Here is a 19,096-nt window from a genome sequence, read left to right on the forward strand (position 1 = left end):
AAAAATACTAAAAACTTCTTCTTTCTGCAAATGAATAATTTTTAAATAGTAATGAGAGTAATGAAATAGAACAATATAATTAAATAACTAATTATAGATTTAAACTTTGCCAAAGGTCGTAGCGCGACGGGCGGGTAGAAACTTTGGCAAAGTTGATATTGCAAAAGAGACTTTATTTGCGATTTTTAATTACTTCTTTGATATCTTTTCTCTTGGAATAAGCTACAGGCTTCGCATAGCCGATGCGCAAGAGGATTTGTGGATAGGCTTTTGCAATGGGCAAATCGGCTTGCAGTTGCGCACGGAGTTCGGGCACTTCACACGGCTGATTGAGGTAAGCATTGGCAATACCTGCTTCGGTAAGGACGAGCAAAAAGCGTTCTAATAAACAACCTGTATTTATCCAGGTGCGGATATCGTCTTTCTCAGAAGTGATAAGCACTATATCGGAGGAAGATTGTATCTTCTTCAAGTCGGTTTTGTTTTGCTTATCGGCTTTTAGTGATGCCTTTACAATGGGCTCGGTTACCCAACGAGGGAGATTAGGAGCGCCGAGCACTGCGTAACTGAGTCCGTCGTGAGTGCTTTCAGAATGCTTTTTGTTGAAGCGTATCCACGAGAGGAGTTCGTTTTTGAAAGCGGGGTCAGCCATTTGCACTGCATTGCCTTGCATTACTGCTTCGGTGAGTGTTGCAAAAAGCGGAGAACCATTGGCGAAAGTGTAGAGCTTTGCGCCCGTATCGTCCATAGCTTTGCTTACTAAACTTTGGAGCAAAGGAGCGTCGATGCGTTTGCCGTCGTATACCGAACGGTTGGTTTGGCGTTTAGGAATGACAGCTGCTAAGGAACTGGGTGTTACATCTTCTCGTTTTTGCAAAAGCACGGTGATGACGCCTTCGCTGGTGAGTTGTACCTGAGTGTGATAGTGCAATTCGGTGGCTTTTAGGCAGAGGTTTTCCAGAGCACAGCCCAAGCTCATAAACAGTTCGCGGTGTTTGCCGTCTACCGCAGGGAGCGCTTTGGTAAAATCGGGCGTAATAATGATGCGGTTGTTCTCAACAGTGAAGAACCAAGGTTGAGAATTGTGACCTGAAGGGGCTTGTGTAGCCGCAGTGACCAATGTGAGGAGGTCAGGATTTTGACCGTTGGACTTTAAGGTAGCCAACGTCATAAGAAGTGTGATACTAAACATTTTTAAGTTCATTTTTAAGTTGTTTTTGTTTTACAGTGCAAAGTAACGGTGAAAAAGCGATGGAAAAATGAACTTGGGTTAAGAAATGCGTGAATGGCAATTAGAGAATTAGAAAATGAGGTGCGAGCCGCATAGGCAAAAACTTTGGCAAAGTGTATACCCCTAAAAGTGACATATCTGAACTATCGGAAGGAAACGGAGTTTTTCAGAAGGAGGCTAAGGGGATTTTTGGTGAAAAAAGGCTGTTAGGAGGGTGGGGTTAGCTTATAGAGAGCTTATAGGAAGCTTATACGAATCTTGGACGATTGGTATAGAAAAGGTGTATAAGTAGTTGATAGTGAATAGTTAAAAGTGAGTGGTTAGAGGGTGAAAAGTGAGAAGAAAATCGAAAGAAATCGGTATTTATATATAAAGATTATTCATAAGAAGTAAAAGGATTAAAAAAAGCTGCCTCATTTTAAGAAGCAGCTTTTTTGTTGATTGTTCATTATCAATTGTTTATTAAATTAAACCACGCCTTGGTCGAGCATTGCGTGCGCTACTTTCATAAAGCCTGCAATGTTAGCACCTTTCACGTAGTTAATATAACCATCTTCCTGACCATATTTGAGGCAAGCGTTGTGGATAGACTCCATAATTTGGTGCAACTTAGCATCAACTTCTTCAGCTCTCCACGCGAGGTGCGCTGCGTTTTGAGTCATTTCAAGACCTGAAGTAGCTACTCCTCCTGCATTCACTGCTTTACCTGGGGCAAAAGGCAATTTAGCATCTTGGAACACTTTGATTGCCTCAGGAGTACAACCCATATTCGATACTTCGGCTACGAGTTTTACACCATTTTTGATAAGCATTTGAGCGTCATTGCCGTCTAATTCGTTTTGGAAAGCACAAGGTAAGGCAATATCACAAGGGATAGTCCACGCTTTTTTACCTGCGGTAAACTTACTTTCTTTAGCAAATTTTTCGGCAAAAGGAGCTACGATGTTGCGGTTAGAAGCGCGGAGTTCGAGCATATAGTCAATCATTTCGTGAGTCATACCATTAGGTACTTCTACACAACCATCGGGGCCTGAAAGTCCGATAACTTTGGCACCCAACTGAGTTGCTTTTTGTGAGGCACCCCACGCTACGTTACCAAATCCTGATACTACTACGCGTTGTCCTTTGATGTCTTTGCCGAGTTTTTTAAGCATATGGTCTACAAAGTAGAGCGCGCCATAACCTGTAGCTTCAGGACGAATGAGCGAACCTCCCCAGTTGATACCTTTACCGGTGAGTACCCCAGTGTTATACTCGTGGGCTAATTTCTTGTACATACCGTACATATAGCCTATTTCGCGTCCGCCTACACCCACATCGCCAGCAGGCACGTCGGTATCAGGGCCTATGTATTTCCAAAGTTCGAGCATAAAGGCTTGGCAGAAACGCATAATTTCAGCATCGGATTTACCGGTAGGGTCGAAATCAGAACCCCCTTTAGCACCTCCCATAGGCAGGGTAGTAAGTGCATTTTTGAAAGTTTGTTCGAAGCCAAGAAATTTAAGCATTGAAGGGTTTACAGCTTTGTGGAAACGGATACCACCTTTATAGGGACCTATGGCAGCGTTGAACTGCACGCGGTAGCCGAGGTTGCTTTGCACTTCGCCTTTATCATCTACCCAATCCACGCGGAAGGTATGAATGCGGTCGGGCTCTACGATACGTTCTATAATTTTAGCTTTGGCAAATTCGGGGTGCTGGTTGTACACCTCTTGTACTGATTCAAGCACTTCGTGTACTGCTTGCAAGTACTCTTTTTCTCCTGGGTGTTTTGCCTCTAAGGAGGTCATTATTTTTTTACGTCCATAATATATTTAATTAGTTATGAATTATGTGTTAATGAATTATTTAGTTACGCAAATATATTAATGAGCGACAAAAGTAGTTAATATTATTGAAATGTGCAAAGAAAACGAAAGAAGTTTTTATTAAAAAGATTTATTTTCAAAAGAAAATGAAGTTTTACCTTACATATAAAAAGCCTTTTTGTTGTTCTTCTTTTCCGCGCTTGCTGTAACGAACGATATAGAAATAAGTGCCGTGAAGAGCTTTGCTATTCCCTATAAAACCTTTGGCATTGGCATAACCTCTAAAATAATCGCCATTTTTGCCATAATGCTCGTTTTCATATACTTTTAACCCCATTTCATCAAAAATGAGAAGATGAATAGAACTATTAGTATCTGCTCCTTCTACTGTGAAATAATTGTTAGTATTCTCGGTAGAAATGCCATTGTAGATAACAATGTTTTTCTCTGGCTCTTGCTGTGGTTTTTTTGCTATGGGTCTTACTATAATGGTTTGCTTGTGTACTGACTCATTAGCACAATCATCTTTGGCTACCCAAGTATATATTATTTTATTGCCAAGGGTTTCTTTGGTAGGAACGACTTGAAATGTACCTTTACAATTATCGGTAGCAGTAAGAGTAGCCCCAAGAAGTATTTTAGCTCCTTCATCAATCGTTGCATCTTGAGGTAAGCTCCCTACAAAAGTAGGTTTTTGGGTATCATTCACTACGATTGTTTGTTGATAAGTAATGGTTTCACAGCCATCGTAAGCCTTGAATGTGCGCTGAATGGTAAAGCTATTGGGACAAGTTCCAGCAAGCTTTTTATCTGTATGGGTAATAGTTACTGCTCCACAGCCCCCTTCGGTTATAGGGTTGGCAGGTGCAGGTATCTCATTAGCACATTGAACGGTTACATTTTTGGGTTTGCTATTCTCTACAAAAGTTAAAGGAGAGGGCGTTCCTGTTTTCTTTTTAATTTTAAAGCCTCCATTAGGCACTGATTTTCCGTTAGAGGTTTTATAAGGCGCTACATTGGTGATAGCAAAAGCGATATGGTCTATCACTTCCACTTTGATAACCCCCGCAGGAAGTTGGATTTTTGGTTGTTTGCCCCATTCTACTGTGCCTATCTCGATATTAGGAAGTGTAATCTCGCAAGTACCATCGTTTTCGGTGGTTTCTACCAAAGTATATTTAAAAGTTTTACCTAAATCATCGGAAAGGAAGATGCGCACTTTGCTATTGGGGTCAAAGAAGTTAGGATCTACTTGCCAATGAAGTGTTATTTTATCACCCCCTTGGTACTCGTCGTTCATTCCGTTAGTGATAGCGAAAGTTTTACCGTCGGCGATGTTCACCTTTACAGCTACCATATCGTAATTCACAAAGTGTTGGGGCGCAGGATTAGAGGTTGCCACCCAAAAGAGGTGTTCGCCTTTTGCATTGGGACGTGTATACTCTATAAAGCCTCCTAAATCGCTGTATTGTGTTTGGAAAGTGATAGGATTCCCTTCTGTTTTCCCCTTACGAGTGAGGAACTTAGGATCGTTTACTCCTGCCCTACTGGTGAGTTGCGCTGTGTAATAAATAGGAAGATTGTTAGTGTTTGTCGCCTTGATACGGAATTGGAAATAAGTGTCCTTAGGAATGGTATAGGTTTCTTGTAGTTTAGTGCGGTCGATTGTAGGAAAAGAGTTTTCGGTTTTGATACCATAAGCATAATTGAAATTACTCACATCATTCCCATTGCGGTCTACTAACTGAGTGCGCTGAGAATCTTTGAAATAAGACCTATTGACAATCCCGCTACGTATTTGATAAGCGGTAGGGAGTGAAAAGAAAGCTCCATCGGGAAAATCGTTGCTATAGCCCATCAGTGATTGACCGTATCCAGGTTCTGTATAAAGAGAGTTACCTGAGTAGACGTTTTTAAAAGTGTGATCGGCACCAAATAAATGTCCGATTTCGTGAGCGATGGTTGCATTTTCAGCTATTGCCGAAGCCCCTCCTTTTCTTACAAGACGAAATCCTCCAGAAAAGAAAGCGAGTCCTGATAAGGTAGCATCGGTGCCAGGACCGATTACAATTCCTAAATCATATTGTTTATCACCAATGAGTTCATTGATTTTTTCAGTTGAATTTTCGATGATATCTCGTCGTGATTTTTGATTGTACAACTGCTTAGTAGCTTCCTGAATAATGAGTCGGTTATCGTCTACGATGCTGAATTTCACTCCTATATCGCGTACATATACCTCGTTGAGAAAAGTTTCGAGGTTGAGCAGGAAGTTTTTTACTTGTGTGATATCACTGCCGAAAGTATGGGCAAAATCGTAGTAATCAACCAATACTGCCAAGCGATAGAGATAGAGAACCCCCTCAGGGTCGTTAGGCATTATAGATGTAGTAGTGGTGATAGGGCGTACTGTAGGGCTGTTTTGAGGAGAAGGAAAATGAGAGGTGTGCTGGTGAGTATCGGTACCACATTTTGCATTGGGGTTATGGCGGAGTCGCTCTTTTGCTGATAGCTTACCTTGCTGTGAGCCTATAAGTTGGTAAGTAGTCCCTTCCCATTGCAAGCTACCAGAAGCCTCTTTATTAGGGGGTACTACCAAAGTAGCCACAAACTGGTTTTGGCTGTAGCCTACAAAGGTGTGAATACCTTTATTTTGCTGAGAGTTTTCGCGCTCTTGCCATTGGAGATTAAGGGTTTCGCCATTAGGAAGGGCAATATTCCATTGTGCTTGAGCAGTAGTAAAACTGAGGTAGAGGAATAAATAGATAATATGTTTCATTTCTATTATTGGGTAATGTTTTTTAAGAGGGTTGTTAGTAGTTAGAGAAAAACTCCCCCTACTCAATAGTAAGAGGAGTTTTTAACATATATCATTTAAATATATAAATTACAAGGCTACGCGTTTGAAAGCTGTAATCTCTACATTTTTAGATTTTACAAAATCGGATACTTTTTTACTTTCATCGTAGATGTACACTTGGTCGAGGAGAGCTTTCTCTTGGTCGAGGGTAGTGTTATCGGAGATGAAGCGTTGCATCTTACCAGGAAGGATTTTATCCCAAATTTGTTCTGGTTTACCTTCAGCTTTCAATTCAGCTTTAGCATCGGCTTCAGCTTTAGCTAATACTTCGGGAGTGAGTTGTGCTTGAGAAACGTATTGAGGTACGTGTTTGAGCGGTTTGCCCAAACGGTGTAACTCTTCGTTTTCTTTTTCGATAATAGCGATGCGTGCTTCGGTTTCTTTAGCGATGTACTCAGGAGAGAAATCTTTGTAAGAAAGAGTTTCAGCACCCATAGCAGCGATTTGCATCGCCAAGTTTTTACCTACTTCGGCAGCATCAGCGATTGCAGCTGATAAGCCTACGATTGCAGCGATTTTGTTACCGTGGTGAATATAAGAACCTACAAAAGGCGCTTCTACTTTTTCGAAAGCCCCGAGTTCTATTTTCTCACCGATCACACCTGTTTGTTCAAGGAGTTTTTCGGCTACGGTAATACCTTTGTAGTTAAGGGCAAGAAGTTCGTCTTTGCTATTTACAGTAAGGGCGAGATCAGCTAAATCTTTAGCGAGGGCTACGAAATCGGCATTTTTGGCTACGAAGTCGGTCTCACAGTTGAGAGAGATGATAGCACCTACTGTGTGGTTAGCATTCACTTGTGCGATAGCAGCCCCTTCTTTAGAATCGCGGTCAGCGCGTTTAGCAGCTACTTTCTGACCTTTTTTGCGCAATACTTCTATTGCTTTATCGAAATCGCCTTCGGCTTCGATGAGGGCAGCTTTACAGTCCATCATACCTGCGCCGGTAGCTTGGCGGAGTTTATTTACGTCTGCGGCGGTAATATTTGCCATTTTTATTAATGTTTATCCTCTCCCCAGCCCTCCCCCGAGGGGAGGGAGAAGCCGGTGAAAGTGAGTTAAAAAATAATTTTAAGGCTTTGACAAAGTTTGGGACTTTGTCAAAGCTTATTTGATTTATTCAGTTGCTTCAGCTTCTTTGTTAGCTTCGGCTGTTCTACCTGAAAGACCTTCGTTTACAGCTTCGGTGATGTAAGAAAGTACTTTTTCGATAGCTTTAGAAGCGTCGTCGTTGGCAGGGATAGCAAAATCCACCTCACGAGGGTCGGAGTTTGTATCTACCATTGCGAAAATAGGAATGTTTAATTTTTGCGCTTCTCTTACAGCGATGTGTTCACGGAGTGTATCGACTACAAATAGAGCACCAGGGAGGCGAGACATATCGGCGATAGACCCTAAGTTCTTTTCGAGTTTTTCGCGCATACGTTCTACGTGTAGTTTTTCACGTTTTGAAAGGGTATCGAAAGTACCGTCTTTTTTCATTTTATCGATAGACGACATTTTCTTTACTGCCTTACGGATAGTTACAAAGTTAGTAAGCATACCACCAGGCCAACGCTCGGTGATGTAAGGCATTTTTACTGAAGTTGCTTTTTCGGCAACAACGTCTTTTGCTTGTTTTTTAGTAGCCACAAAAAGTACTTTTTTGCCAGAGGCTACGATTTTTTTGAGGGCTTCTGCAGCCTCTTCAATTTTAGCAGCGGTTTTGTACAAGTTGATTACGTGGATACCGTTGCGTTCCATATAGATGTAGGGAGCCATATTAGGATTCCATTTGCGGGTAAGGTGACCGAAATGTACGCCTGCATCTAATAAATCTTTAATTTCTATGTTATTTGCCATTTCTTTTTAAATAGTTTACGTTCCTACTATTAGCAATAGCTTGGAGAGATTTTATAAATTTTAGATAACCGCCTGAGCCATTTGGATGCTAAACTAAGGAGCAAATTGATATTAACGTTTAGAGAATTGGAATCTCTTACGGGCTTTTTTCTGACCGAATTTCTTGCGCTCAACCATACGAGGGTCGCGAGTGAGGAGCCCTTCGGGTTTCAATATGGCGCGGTTTTCAGCGTCGAGTTCGCAAAGTGCGCGAGCGATAGCCAAACGAACGGCTTCGGCTTGACCAGTGATACCACCACCATACACGTTTACTTTTACATCGTAAGCATCTTCAGCACCTACAAGGCTGAGGGCTTGTTTTACTTTGTATTGTAGTGTAGGGGTAGTGAAATAATTGTTGAGTTCGCGTTTGTTTACGGTGATAGTACCGTTACCTGCTTTAAGGTAGATACGCGCTACGGCGGTTTTTCGTCTACCAATGGTGTGAATTACTTCCATTATTTCAAATCGTTTAAGTTAATGGTAACAGGTTGTTGAGCTTCTTGTTTGTGCTCGGTACCTGCATACACTTTTAAATTACGTAAAACTGCTGCACCCAATCTTGTTTTTGGTAACATACCTTTTACAGCTTTTTCGATGATACGTTCTGGGTGTTTGTCGAGGAGTTGTTTTACTCCTGTGAAGCGTTGTCCTCCTGGGTAACCAGTGTGGCGAAGATAGCTTTTATCTTCCCATTTGTTCCCTGTAAGGTTGATTTTCTCGGCGTTGATAACAATTACGTTATCGCCACAATCAACGTGAGGGGTAAATTCGGGTTTGTACTTACCGCGAAGTAGCTTGGCTACTTTAGAGGCAAGGCGACCCAAAGTCTGTCCATCAGCATCTACCAAGACCCACTTTTTGTTTACAGTGGCTTTGTTGGCAGAGATGGTTTTGTAGCTTAATGTGTCCACTCTTTGTGATTTTTATTAAAAATTAAACATTCCTTAGTAGTGTCATCAAACGACACTTTTATTTTTAGGGCGCAAAAGTACGACAAATATTTGAAACTGCAAAATTTTTGAGAGGTAAGAGGTAAGAGGTAAGAGGTAAGAATGTGGTAATTAGCAAATTAAGAAATTAGGAAATTAGCAAATTAGCCAAAATTTAAATTAATACGAGTTCAGAGTGAGAAATTAAAATATTGCGTTTTATTTGTTAAAAACTCTATTTTATGATTTTTTCTTCAATAATTTATGAAGCACATTTCTTCTATTGATATTCAACATACTAACGTCTTTCCTTCGCCTTAGCTTCGGTATAGGTTCGTCTTAGCTTCGCTCTTCCTTCGGTCAAACTCCTATTAAACGACAAAGAAGGTGTTCTTTTCATTTTATTGATATGCAATGTTTTAACATTTTTAGACCTACAAAAGACTATCAAGTGTTCTGTTTTCTAAACTTTAAAATATTTGCAGGGATTTAAGAATCATTAACATTTTTCTAATATCTAAATTAGCAGTTAGGAAGATAAGAGTTAGTAAAAAAGAGGATTGTCTTCGTCGTAATGTTCGTTTACATAGTGAATGGTGATGCCTCTCTTTTTTTCGGGTTGACACACCATATATTTCTTTTATTGTCTTATTTGGACAAAAACTGAGATAAATTTAATGTTTTTGTTTGAAATATGTTAGAAAAAATATATTTTTGCCCTATAAAATTAAAACACCCTTCAAAATGAAACTTTGTTTTGCCATATTATCTCTTTTTACATCTTTGGCTTATGCGCAATATACCTTGCCATCTCAAGACATTGCCCTCATTGTTTACAATAAAGATAGTGACATAACAGTCTATAAACAAACCCAAAATGGCAAATATGTTGAAGCTTCACTACAAAAACACTACGATGAAACCTATCAGGGGTATTACCGCCCTTTTACCCTGTCGTGGAAATATGATACCAAAGAAAAAACGCTATCCGAATTATTAGAAAAGGGAGATAAACTCATCTATCCACGCGACATTCGTCCTACTGAATGGGCAAACTTTATAAACCACCCGCTTGTTACCTCTCATTTATTGTCTTTTTCTGAAGATAATGGCAAGTATAAAAAAAGAGCCAAAACCATTGTAAAGTTTTTAAATCCATCACTGGCAACTGTACAACTCCTGCAATACAAAAAAGCTGATTCAGAAGATGTAGGTGGATATTTCTATACTGAAGAAACCAAAATTAAGAAATGGCGACCTTATGAGGTGAGGTATTTTCCTCTAATGGCGCTCGATTTTGGTGAGGGTAAAAAGGTATATCTTTTAAAAGAATCGGATATGATAGTGCCTTTGCAGCATAAAACGCTATTTATATCAAACGGATACAGTGTTTGTACTTCTTTGAAAGCTGAAAATGGGAAGTCTATTGATACCTCCTACCTTACAGACTTTTACGATTTATCTGATTATTACGACTATCACAAGATAAATGAGTTTTTATATCTGCTTCCTAAAGGTGATAAATACGAACTCAAAAACCGATACCTTCAAAATGTATTGCCTAAAAGTTACGATACGATTCTCTTCAATCGCTGGGCTATTATCGGGAAAGAAGGAACTCAAATAGATATCTACAATTCTCTTTTTGAAAAACAACCGCTTACGGGAGTGCTATCGGCTTATCTTACGGATAATGGCTCTATAGAAATGCTTACTGATAAAGGGGTGAGCTATTACAATATCCAACAAACAAAGAAAAACTTAAGACAAATGATTTTTAGACAGGGGAATGATGTATATAGATCACCTAAATTGGGCTATCACATAGAGAAAGATTCCTTAACATATGAATACTATGTGTCGTATATAAGTGATAACTATGAATTAAAACTTCACGGACGAAATTACTACCTTACCGATCGCCTTGCAGAGGAACATCTTTCGTTTATAGGTGAACGAAAATACTTTTATGACTCTCATACGCAAAAACTTATAGCTACCCAGATTCCTATTTGTGTAGAAAGAGGTGATAAGTATGGTTTGTATCTCTATACTTTTTCAAATGTTTTTGCAGAAGAATATGAAAAAATACTATTCTCTTTATACGAATACGAGTTTGAACCTCCTGATAAACTAAAGATGTTTGACCCTCAGTATCTCACAGGAAAAGAAGTACTTCCTATAGCATTTGATACTATAGAAATTAGCAAAGATGACAAGCGGATTATTTTCTCTAAGGACGGAAAAATAGGTATCTATCCTCAGGCTACTGCTGAGTATGAGCTTCTCGAAAAGATATCCTCTTCATTTTACAAAATCATTAAAAATGGACGCAAAGGGTATTTAGACTTTCATTTGCTTAGAGAATATTTATGACAGCAACTCTTCTATGACCCTTGGAAAATACTCATATTCTAATAAGTGAATTTTTTCGGCTAAGGTATCGGGAGTATCGGTGGGGAGTACGGTTGTTTTGGCTTGGAAGATGATATTACCTTCGTCGTAATGTTCGTTTACATAGTGAATGGTGATGCCACTTTCTTTTTCGACATTGGTAATGACGGCTTCGTGCACGTGTGAGCCATACATTCCTTTGCCGCCGTATTTGGGCAAAAGAGAAGGGTGTATGTTGATGATTTTATGAGGATAAGCCTCAGTGAGATAAGCAGGTACTTTCCACAAGAAACCTGCCAGCACGATAAGGTCGGGGTGCTGGGATTTAAGGACATTGAGGACGATATCCGACTCATAGAACGCTTGTCGGTTGAAGACTAAAGAGGGAATGGCTAAGCGTTTGGCACGCGTGAGTACGCCTGCCTGAGGGTTGTTGCAGAGTATAAGGCTTACCTGCGCAGTGCCTTTTTGGTGAAAATAGGTAGCGATACGTTCGGCATTGGAGCCTGAACCTGAGGCAAAAATGATAATCTTTTTCATAGGGGGTAATTTAAACATCTACCTAACCCCTCTTCAAAGGGGGAAGGTGGAGCGCAAAAGCGATGGGTTATTCTTGGGTGAGTTGATGAGAAAAATCTTCTATAAGTTGGGTTACGGATTTGTAAATGGTGGCGTAATCGGTGAGTTCTTTCCCTATATAGAGAAAGGCAAGGGCATACTTTTCGGTTTTTACGGGCAATAGGTGTTTTTGGAGTCGGTAGCTTTCGCGCAGGCGTCGTTTTAGCAAATTGCGATGTACTGCGCGCTTGAAAGTGCGTTTGGGCACACTGATAAGCAGTTGGTAAGGAGCTTCTAAGCTACTAATAGGGGCGTACAACAACCTAAGCGGATAGCAGGTAAGTGCCTCGGCTTGGGCAAAGAGTTGCTGAATGGCTTCACGCTTGCAGAGTTTTTCGGTTTTGGGAAAAGTAGGCAAAATAAAACACATTAAATTCGACGGCAAAGGTAAGAAAGAATTAACAAATGGACAAATGAGAAGAGTGCTCTTAGCTTATAGAAAGCTTATAGGAAGCTTATACGAATCTTGGAAGATTGGTATAGAAAAGGCGTTAATTCATTGAATATCACGTGTTAAATAAATGTTAATAAGAAAAAGGAATAATCAAGGAAAGAGCTAAGAAACGAAAGGGTGGCAGATAGCTGAAAAATCTTTTTATTGTTATTTGCTATTTAATTTGTACATTTGCACCTTAATTGTTGAAATAGAGATATGAAGGCAAGTGTTATTTTATTTATAGCAGGTGTTGTGCTTATTGTTTTAGGAGCTCTTGCTAAGATATTGCATTGGGAAGTGCCTGTTAGCGGTTCTTTATTTATAGCATTAGGTTTTATACTGGAAATTATAGCTTTATGCTCACTTTTAGCGAGAAGTAGGAGAAGCAGATAGTCTTTCTTGATAGTTAGAGATTTTCTTTATAAAAGGAAGTAAAAAAGCACCAAAGGTAAGGGAGAATAGTTCTTCCTTACCTTTGGTGCTTATAGAAAACGGATTTTAGATTCTATTTTTTGCTATTTTGTTTGCCTAAATAATGGTCGAGTGCTACGGTCATTGAGGGGCTCTCAGGTGAGGGAGCTTTAATATCAATGATAAGACCAGCTTCTTCGGCAGCTTTTAGGGTCGCATCGCCATAGACGGCTATTTTGGTTTTCTTCTGTGAGAAATCGGGGAAACTTTTAAACAGCGCCTCTATTCCTGCGGGCGAAAAGAAAGTAAGAATGTCGTACTTATTTTCTTTAATGGCTGAAATATCGCAATATACAGTGCGATAGAACACTACGCGTTCCCATTTTATCTTGATATCGTTTAAAGCTGCGGTAGCCTCTGGCTTAGGGGCATCGGAACCTGGGAAGAGAAATTTCTCTTCTTTGTATTTTTTGAGGATAGGCAAAAGGTCAGCAAACTCTTTTTTACCTACGTATATTTTGCGTTTGCGATAGGTAATATACTTCTGCAAATAGTAAGCGATGGCTTCGGACTGACAGAAATACTTCATAGTTGTAGGCACCTTAAAGCGCATTTCTTCAGCAATACGAAAATAGTGGTCTACCGATTTACGGCTAGTGAGGATAACGGCTGTAAAATTAGTAAGGTCAATCTTCTGCATTCTGACGTCCTTAGCGGTCATTCCTTCCACCTTAATAAAGGGCACAAAATCCACTTTTACCTTGTGGTTTTCAATAATTTGTGCATAAGGTGAGCTTTCGGCTTTCGGTTCTGGTTGCGAAACTAATATCGATTTTACCTTCATAAATGTTATTTCTTTACACCTCCTAACGCCCTATTATGAAACAAATTGAGCCATTTTCTGCACTTCAATCAAGTATTTTGTTCCATAGATGAGAAAGATATAGGGTGCGATTTCGAGGGTGCAAAGATACAAAATAAAATAGAATAAATAAGGTTTTATTTCTTTTTGATTGTTTTTTATGATTTTAATCCATCCTAATACATTGATTGCTAACAATATGGATACTAACACAAAAAGTAATAAAAATAGCTGATTTTTATTGGTGAAAGGGATATAAACCCCAAAAAAGAGAAGTATAACCATTACAATTGCGGCATAAGATGAATAAGAAACCCTGGTGAAGATGTAATCTCTTGCGAAATCATAAAGGTCGAACAGGCTACTAATCCATTGTTGTAAGAGGAGTTTTGTGATTAACAATGACAAGACTATAAACACCAATTCCAGAAACATAAACTGAGGGTTGTAAAGTTCTGTGATGCCAAAATTCTTTAAAATAACATAGAAAAGAAGAGCTAAACACACACATTGCAAGAGAAAAAGCACTGTCATAAAGAGGTGCAATCGGCGTTCTTTTTTGCCGTAAATTACAATATATTTATTGTTAAACAGTAAGTTTTGATAATCGGCAAAGTGTTTAGGGTAGAATATACGCAGGAAAGCCACCAACCCAAAGATGAGTAGGAAGGCAGGAAATATCCACGAAAGATAAGACTGATGTAGTTCTAAGGCTTCCAAATACTGTATTTTATTATGGTTCGACTGTTGCTGGGTTCTCTTTTAGGGTCTCTAAGGGTAGCTTTCCAATGCTATCGCGTTGTTTTTTGAGTTTTTCTTCTACCTTTTTCACTATACGGTCATAGTCTTTAGGCAGGGAGGCATAATAGACCATATTTTGTGCGAGTGAAAGGCTATCGAGCTGATATTTCTTGTAGATGAACTGTTTCGAATTGAATTGTAAAGAATCTAGCATTTGGGCTTGTGAAACCTTCATAGATTCTAAAACAGCCAAATCGTAGAGCATACTTTCCATTTGCTTTTCGTCTAAAAACTTATCGGGTTTGGGTACGATGTTCTTTTTGCAGGCTACTACAATGAATAGCAAAGCGAATATATAAATAATTCTTCTCATAGTCTTATCTGTTAAAAGTGATGCGTTGCCCCTGAGGCTCTGCAATTACCTTGCCATTGTGGTACACCTCTTTGCCATTTACGAAGGTACTCACTACAGCCGAGTGGAATTGTTGCCCTTCGAGCGGACTCCATCCACACTTGTAGAGCAGGTTGTTTTTTTGTACCGTCCACTGTGTATCCATATCCACCAAAACAAGGTCGGCGTAATACCCTTCGCGTAAGAAACCGCGTTCTTTTACCTGAAAAAGGATTGCGGGATTATGACACATTTTCTCTACTATCTTTTTGATAGAAATGGTGCCTTTGTAGGCTTTTTCGAGCATTGCCACGAGCGAGTGCTGTACCAAAGGCGCCCCCGAAGGGATATTCAAATAGCCCTTGCGCTGTTTTTCTTCGAGGGTATGAGGTGCGTGGTCGGTAGCAATCACATCGAGACGGTCGTCTAAAAGGGCTTGCCACAACGCAGTACGGTCATCGGCAGTTTTTACCGCAGGATTCCATTTAATGAAAGCCCCGCGAGTAGTATAGTCTTCATCAGTAAACCACAAGTGATGCACACATACCTCAGCGGTGATTTTCTTGTCCTTTAGCGGAATATCATTGCGGAAGAGTTCGGTTTCTTTAGCCGTAGAGAGGTGGAACACGTGGAGATGTGCACCCGTTTTTTCAGCCAAAGCAATGGCGCGTGAAGAGGATAGATAGCAAGCCTCAGCACTGCGAATATGAGGGTGCATCGCAATAGGGATATCCTCGCCGTACAATTCTTGATAGTGGGCTAAGTTCTTTCGGATAGTTGCTTCATCTTCGCAATGGGCAGCAATTACTAAATCGACATTATTGAAAATAGCTTCTATGGTTTTCTCGTTGTCTACGAGCATATTCCCCGTAGAAGAGCCTAAGAAAAGTTTTACCCCTGCACAAGCGTTTTTATCTAAGCGTTTCAGTTCTTCGAGGTTGTCGTTTGTTCCTCCCAAAAAGAAAGAATAGTTAGCAAACGACGACTGTTTGGCAATGGCAAATTTCTCTTCCAAAAGCGGAATTGTTATGGTTTGAGGTACCGTGTTAGGTTGCTCAAAAAAGGTAGTTACGCCCCCTGCTAACGCAGCACAGCTTTCGGTAGCGATAGTAGCTTTGTGAGTAAGCCCAGGTTCGCGGAAGTGTACTTGATCGTCAATCACCCCAGGGAGGAGATATTTGCCTTCGGCTTCCACCACCTCATAATTTCCTTTGGGAGTAATGTGAGTGTCTATTTGTGCAATGCGCTCTCCCTCAATCAGGAGGTCGCCTTGAAAGAGGGTATTTTCGTTTACGATAATTGCGTTTTTGATGAGGGTTTTCATTTCAATTATTCATTGTACACAAGATGTTTATACATTCCGCCAGCGAGGGCTTGGTGGTTTACATACGTAAATCCTAAACGGGTGTAAAGGCGTTCGGCAGCGGGGTTTTGTACATCTACGAGTAAGCCTATGGGCTGAGTAGTGACCTTTTTGAGGTGGGCTACCAATTGTGAGCCTATGCCTTTGCCTTGAGCAGTGGGCAATACGCTAAGGGTATCTATATAAAGTTCACCTTCGGCGGTCTCGTCCTCTAAAACAATATCAATACCATAGCTACTGCGAATAAGCGCCAGCACAGGGGTACGCAAGGTATGCAACTGCGCTCCATCATAGGCAATAACCGACCCTATTACAGTGTTGTTTTCCTCGTATACCCAAGCATTCTGGTAGGAATACTGATTGCCTTCCTGCTCAAAGAGGTTTTGGAGTAGTGCAATAGCATCTTCTCTATGTTCTTTGCCAATCATCTTATAGACGATTTCTTCCATTGCCTGAAACATCAGAGGGGCAACGGCGGAGGCATCGGTAGGGGTTGCAGGTCGTATCATCAGTTTAAAAATATCAGTTTTTGAATGAGTGGTTCCCCTAAACGTTCGTTGAGGTTATCAATAATCTTGCTCTTGCCATAACTGAGCTCGTTACTGAGTGCAGGCGAGGTAAGACGGACGTATAATGTACTGCCTTTTAGCTCTACTGAGGAGGTATACTTAGCGATTGCTTTGCCCATCAGTTCATTCCACAGTTCCGGTAACGAGGCTTTCTGTAGTCCGTACGTTAAATGATTTTGTTTGACAATTTGCTGAATGACCTCTGAAAGAGTATTTGTATTTCCGTCCATAAATGCAAAGGTACAAAATAATTGCGAATAATGAATATTTCTATAGCTTTCCGTCTTTAAAATCTAATAATTTGAGTTCCTCACCATCGAAAACGGCATAGGTAAAGTAGTGTATCCAGTCGCCGGTGTTGATATAAGTACTTCCCTCCCCTACTTTGATAGTCATTGGTAGGTGGCGATGACCAAAAAGGAAATAGTCGTAATGTTGCGTCTCAAGTTTTCGTTTGCAATACTGTACCAACCATTCGTTATCTTCACCCAAGAAACGCACATCTTCATCACCTGAAATGAGCTTGTTTTTCACTGAGAGGTATTGCGCCAATCGCACACCTATATCGGGGTGTAACCAGCGGAAAAGCCACTTACAAAACGGATTGGTAAAGACTTTCTTCATCCGTTTGTAGCCTTTATCACCGGGACCTAAACCATCGCCGTGTCCTATCAAGAAGCGTTTACCATTACATTCCACTTCCAGCGGGCGACGGTATACGGGAATGTTCAACTCGGTCTGGAAATAATCGTCCATCCACAAATCGTGGTTGCCTACGAAAAAGTAAATAGGGATACCACTATCTCGCAGTTCAGCGAGCTTGCCAAGAGTGCGTACAAAGCCTTTGGGGACGACCATTTTGTACTCAAACCAAAAGTCGAAAAGGTCGCCTAAAAGGAATATTGCCCCTGCATCGGTTTTGATGGTATCAAGCCATTGCACGAACTTTGCTTCGCGGGGTTTACTTTCGGCAACAGTGGGTGCTCCGAGGTGATTATCGGAAGCAAAGTATATCTTTTTATTTTCGGGTAATTCTATAGATAACATTGGTTCTTTAAGTTATCATTGATACAAAAATGTTTTTTCGTATCAATGAGCAATTTGATATGGAAAAAAACAGCGTTTTTTTTCCACGTTATACTTTTTCTCTTTTAAGGAAAGGGTATTGATGAGAATTTGCTCATTGGGTATCGTTTTTACTACTCCTTTCAGTTCAGCTAAATGCCTATGTGATAGCGTGAGCTGTTTGAGTATCTCACGGGTTTCAATTTCTGGTGGAGGTGGTAATAAGGGTAATGTAAAATCTGTTTTCATTATCAAACATTCATCAGTTCAGTGAGGTCTTTTTCTAAAAACTCGGTATCAATATATACTTCTTTAGGGTCTTGAGGGTTGTAATACACATTGATATAGCCTTGTACATTAAGCTTTACTTGCGCTACACTGGCATCTATATCGGCAACAGTAGTTTGATATACTTTTACAGGAGTAGTAGTTTTGTCGTAACACCTTATATAACTAAGCTTCAATTTTTCTTCTCCTAATCGCAATTTACTGAATAACATTGTCTCAGTGAGAAGCATTGTTTCCTCGAAATCACTTTTCATACGATTGTCTTCTACGGCTTGCAAATCGAAGGTAGTATTTTCATTCATCACATCACAATGTTCAGCATCAATACGCTTTTCTCGCCAGTGTTTACGAATATAGTTTGGTGTATTCCTGTTTAAGGTCTTTTGAGTAAACGAATTGCGCAAACGCTTCTTGACGTTTGTTTTGTAAAACCAAAAGATAATGCTTAATATAATTATTAGTACAAGTGCCATAGTTTACATATTTGTGTTATGATTTTTTTTAAAGGGTTAATTGCCTTTAGCCCCTACAACAGAACGTAAAAGCAACTGATTGTCGATATAATCAAATTATCCAAAGGAGCGAGCCGCACAGGCAAAAACTTTGGCAAAATGTATAACGCCTTACATTTCTCTTAATTATCTGAGGCGAACCATTCGGCATAGGAGCTTTCGGTTTCGCATAGGCGTACTGAAAAGAGCTCGACCCCGGCGGGTAGTTGGTAGGCGATGCGTCGGGCAAAGTCGGTTACGAGGTTCTCGCTGGTGGGCTGATAGGGCACGGTGATGATGCGATGACCTTTGGCGCGCAGTTCTTCGGCTAATGCCTTGTGAGGTGAAAGTTCGTTGAAGACCATAGCGTGGTCGAACGCTTCGATGATTTGCTCCTGCACGATGCGTTTGAGGTCGCCAAAGTCTATTACCATACCGTTTTTCACGTTATGGGGGTCGGTAATAGGTTCGCCTATGACAGTTACGTAGAGCTTATAGCTGTGTCCGTGCAGGTTTTTGCATTTGCCATCGTAGCCGTAGAGCGCGTGTCCTGCTTCAAAATCGAATTTTTTAGTAATGCGAATCATAGTTTAGACATTAGGGTATAGGAATTAAAGTGCAAAGGTATGAAATAATTAGGAAATTAGAAAATTTGGAAATGAGAGAATTGGAAAATTAGCAAATTAGAAAATGAAAGAATTAGAAAAAGGGGAGGGTTGAGGAGTTCGGAAGAAAACGGAGATTTTCAGAAGAAGAAA

20 protein-coding genes are annotated in these 19,096 nt (G+C 40.2%); 1 reads left to right on the plus strand and 19 read right to left on the minus strand.

What is annotated here, in order from left to right:
- Positions 1-172: 172 nt before the first annotated feature.
- The 7 genes from C3V44_RS09560 to rplM all read right to left on the minus strand — a co-directional run bounded on the left by C3V44_RS09560 (position 173) and on the right by rplM (position 8,691).
- Entirely contained in the window at positions 173-1,204 is a 1,032-nt protein-coding gene (locus C3V44_RS09560) for a nitroreductase (protein ID WP_106096304.1), read from the minus strand.
- A 494-nt stretch (positions 1,205-1,698) separates the two neighbouring features.
- Positions 1,699-3,021, minus strand: coding sequence for an NADP-specific glutamate dehydrogenase (gene gdhA, locus C3V44_RS09570; RefSeq protein ID WP_106096305.1), 1,323 nt, complete (start codon positions 3,019-3,021; stop codon positions 1,699-1,701).
- A 172-nt stretch (positions 3,022-3,193) separates the two neighbouring features.
- On the minus strand, positions 3,194-5,818 hold the full coding sequence (locus tag C3V44_RS09575; protein ID WP_106096306.1) for a reprolysin-like metallopeptidase: 2,625 nt from the start codon (positions 5,816-5,818) through the stop codon (positions 3,194-3,196).
- A 108-nt stretch (positions 5,819-5,926) separates the two neighbouring features.
- Complete coding sequence (gene tsf / locus C3V44_RS09580) at positions 5,927-6,889, minus strand: translation elongation factor Ts (protein ID WP_106096307.1); 963 nt, start codon at positions 6,887-6,889, stop codon at positions 5,927-5,929.
- A 123-nt stretch (positions 6,890-7,012) separates the two neighbouring features.
- Entirely contained in the window at positions 7,013-7,738 is a 726-nt protein-coding gene (rpsB, locus tag C3V44_RS09585) for a 30S ribosomal protein S2 (protein WP_106096308.1), read from the minus strand.
- Between the two features lie 111 nt (positions 7,739-7,849).
- Positions 7,850-8,236, minus strand: a complete 387-nt coding sequence (gene rpsI, locus C3V44_RS09590) for a 30S ribosomal protein S9 (protein ID WP_106096309.1) — start codon at positions 8,234-8,236, stop codon at positions 7,850-7,852.
- Entirely contained in the window at positions 8,236-8,691 is a 456-nt protein-coding gene (gene rplM, locus C3V44_RS09595) for a 50S ribosomal protein L13 (protein ID WP_002674296.1), read from the minus strand. Before rplM ends, rpsI begins: the two co-directional genes overlap by 1 nt.
- A 762-nt stretch (positions 8,692-9,453) precedes the next feature.
- Here rplM and C3V44_RS09600 point away from each other — a divergent pair.
- Positions 9,454-11,085: a hypothetical protein gene (locus tag C3V44_RS09600; RefSeq protein WP_106096310.1), complete on the plus strand. Its 1,632-nt coding sequence runs from the start codon at positions 9,454-9,456 to the stop codon at positions 11,083-11,085.
- Here C3V44_RS09600 and purN read toward each other — a convergent pair.
- The 12 genes from purN to C3V44_RS09660 all read right to left on the minus strand — a co-directional run bounded on the left by purN (position 11,080) and on the right by C3V44_RS09660 (position 18,925).
- Positions 11,080-11,643 (minus strand): phosphoribosylglycinamide formyltransferase, encoded by a 564-nt coding sequence (gene purN, locus C3V44_RS09605; protein WP_106096657.1) that lies wholly within the window; start codon positions 11,641-11,643, stop codon positions 11,080-11,082. The genes C3V44_RS09600 and purN overlap by 6 nt on opposite strands.
- Before the next feature lie 67 nt (positions 11,644-11,710).
- Positions 11,711-12,091, minus strand: a complete 381-nt coding sequence (locus C3V44_RS09610) for a ribonuclease P protein component (protein WP_106096311.1) — start codon at positions 12,089-12,091, stop codon at positions 11,711-11,713.
- 571 nt (positions 12,092-12,662) lie between these two features.
- On the minus strand, positions 12,663-13,412 hold the full coding sequence (locus tag C3V44_RS09615) for a uroporphyrinogen-III synthase (RefSeq protein ID WP_009410955.1): 750 nt from the start codon (positions 13,410-13,412) through the stop codon (positions 12,663-12,665).
- A gap of 33 nt (positions 13,413-13,445) precedes the next feature.
- Positions 13,446-14,150, minus strand: a complete 705-nt coding sequence (locus C3V44_RS09620; protein ID WP_106096312.1) for a DUF4271 domain-containing protein — start codon at positions 14,148-14,150, stop codon at positions 13,446-13,448.
- Positions 14,151-14,163: 13 nt separating this feature from the next.
- Positions 14,164-14,544 (minus strand): DUF4296 domain-containing protein, encoded by a 381-nt coding sequence (locus C3V44_RS09625; RefSeq protein WP_106096313.1) that lies wholly within the window; start codon positions 14,542-14,544, stop codon positions 14,164-14,166.
- 4 nt (positions 14,545-14,548) lie between these two features.
- Entirely contained in the window at positions 14,549-15,886 is a 1,338-nt protein-coding gene (locus C3V44_RS09630) for a dihydroorotase (protein WP_106096314.1), read from the minus strand.
- Positions 15,887-15,891: 5 nt separating this feature from the next.
- Complete coding sequence (locus C3V44_RS09635) at positions 15,892-16,434, minus strand: GNAT family N-acetyltransferase (protein ID WP_106096315.1); 543 nt, start codon at positions 16,432-16,434, stop codon at positions 15,892-15,894.
- The gene (locus C3V44_RS09640) at positions 16,434-16,724 is read right to left on the minus strand and encodes a DUF721 domain-containing protein (protein WP_009410950.1); all 291 of its coding nucleotides are present in this window, start codon (positions 16,722-16,724) and stop codon (positions 16,434-16,436) included. Before C3V44_RS09640 ends, C3V44_RS09635 begins: the two co-directional genes overlap by 1 nt.
- A gap of 40 nt (positions 16,725-16,764) precedes the next feature.
- Positions 16,765-17,541 carry a UDP-2,3-diacylglucosamine diphosphatase gene (locus tag C3V44_RS09645; RefSeq protein WP_106096316.1) on the minus strand — a complete coding sequence of 259 codons (777 nt, stop codon included), beginning with the start codon at positions 17,539-17,541 and terminating at the stop codon, positions 16,765-16,767.
- Positions 17,542-17,583: 42 nt separating this feature from the next.
- Entirely contained in the window at positions 17,584-17,808 is a 225-nt protein-coding gene (locus C3V44_RS09650) for a Fic/DOC family N-terminal domain-containing protein (RefSeq protein WP_002674017.1), read from the minus strand.
- Between the two features lie 2 nt (positions 17,809-17,810).
- Positions 17,811-18,320: a hypothetical protein gene (locus C3V44_RS09655; protein WP_106096317.1), complete on the minus strand. Its 510-nt coding sequence runs from the start codon at positions 18,318-18,320 to the stop codon at positions 17,811-17,813.
- A 161-nt stretch (positions 18,321-18,481) separates the two neighbouring features.
- Positions 18,482-18,925 (minus strand): 6-carboxytetrahydropterin synthase, encoded by a 444-nt coding sequence (locus tag C3V44_RS09660; protein ID WP_106096318.1) that lies wholly within the window; start codon positions 18,923-18,925, stop codon positions 18,482-18,484.
- Positions 18,926-19,096 lie beyond the last annotated feature (171 nt).

The sequence above is a fragment of the Capnocytophaga sp. oral taxon 864 genome, assembly GCF_002998835.1.
Classification (GTDB): domain Bacteria; phylum Bacteroidota; class Bacteroidia; order Flavobacteriales; family Flavobacteriaceae; genus Capnocytophaga; species Capnocytophaga ochracea.

Coding starts and splice junctions, on each gene's coding strand:
- C3V44_RS09610 (WP_106096311.1), bottom strand. CDS start 12,091: ATGTGTTTTATTTTGCCTACTTTTCCCAAAACCGAAAAACTCTGCAAG.
- C3V44_RS09655 (WP_106096317.1), bottom strand. CDS start 18,320: ATGGCACTTGTACTAATAATTATATTAAGCATTATCTTTTGGTTTTAC.
- C3V44_RS09630 (WP_106096314.1), bottom strand. CDS start 15,886: ATGAAAACCCTCATCAAAAACGCAATTATCGTAAACGAAAATACCCTC.
- C3V44_RS09615 (WP_009410955.1), bottom strand. CDS start 13,412: ATGAAGGTAAAATCGATATTAGTTTCGCAACCAGAACCGAAAGCCGAA.
- gdhA (WP_106096305.1), bottom strand. CDS start 3,021: ATGACCTCCTTAGAGGCAAAACACCCAGGAGAAAAAGAGTACTTGCAA.
- rpsB (WP_106096308.1), bottom strand. CDS start 7,738: ATGGCAAATAACATAGAAATTAAAGATTTATTAGATGCAGGCGTACAT.
- C3V44_RS09575 (WP_106096306.1), bottom strand. CDS start 5,818: ATGAAACATATTATCTATTTATTCCTCTACCTCAGTTTTACTACTGCT.
- C3V44_RS09600 (WP_106096310.1), top strand. CDS start 9,454: ATGAAACTTTGTTTTGCCATATTATCTCTTTTTACATCTTTGGCTTAT.
- purN (WP_106096657.1), bottom strand. CDS start 11,643: ATGAAAAAGATTATCATTTTTGCCTCAGGTTCAGGCTCCAATGCCGAA.
- C3V44_RS09640 (WP_009410950.1), bottom strand. CDS start 16,724: ATGGACGGAAATACAAATACTCTTTCAGAGGTCATTCAGCAAATTGTC.
- tsf (WP_106096307.1), bottom strand. CDS start 6,889: ATGGCAAATATTACCGCCGCAGACGTAAATAAACTCCGCCAAGCTACC.
- C3V44_RS09650 (WP_002674017.1), bottom strand. CDS start 17,808: ATGAAAACAGATTTTACATTACCCTTATTACCACCTCCACCAGAAATT.
- C3V44_RS09645 (WP_106096316.1), bottom strand. CDS start 17,541: ATGTTATCTATAGAATTACCCGAAAATAAAAAGATATACTTTGCTTCC.
- rpsI (WP_106096309.1), bottom strand. CDS start 8,236: ATGGAAGTAATTCACACCATTGGTAGACGAAAAACCGCCGTAGCGCGT.
- C3V44_RS09635 (WP_106096315.1), bottom strand. CDS start 16,434: ATGATACGACCTGCAACCCCTACCGATGCCTCCGCCGTTGCCCCTCTG.
- C3V44_RS09560 (WP_106096304.1), bottom strand. CDS start 1,204: ATGAACTTAAAAATGTTTAGTATCACACTTCTTATGACGTTGGCTACC.
- C3V44_RS09660 (WP_106096318.1), bottom strand. CDS start 18,925: ATGATTCGCATTACTAAAAAATTCGATTTTGAAGCAGGACACGCGCTC.
- C3V44_RS09625 (WP_106096313.1), bottom strand. CDS start 14,544: ATGAGAAGAATTATTTATATATTCGCTTTGCTATTCATTGTAGTAGCC.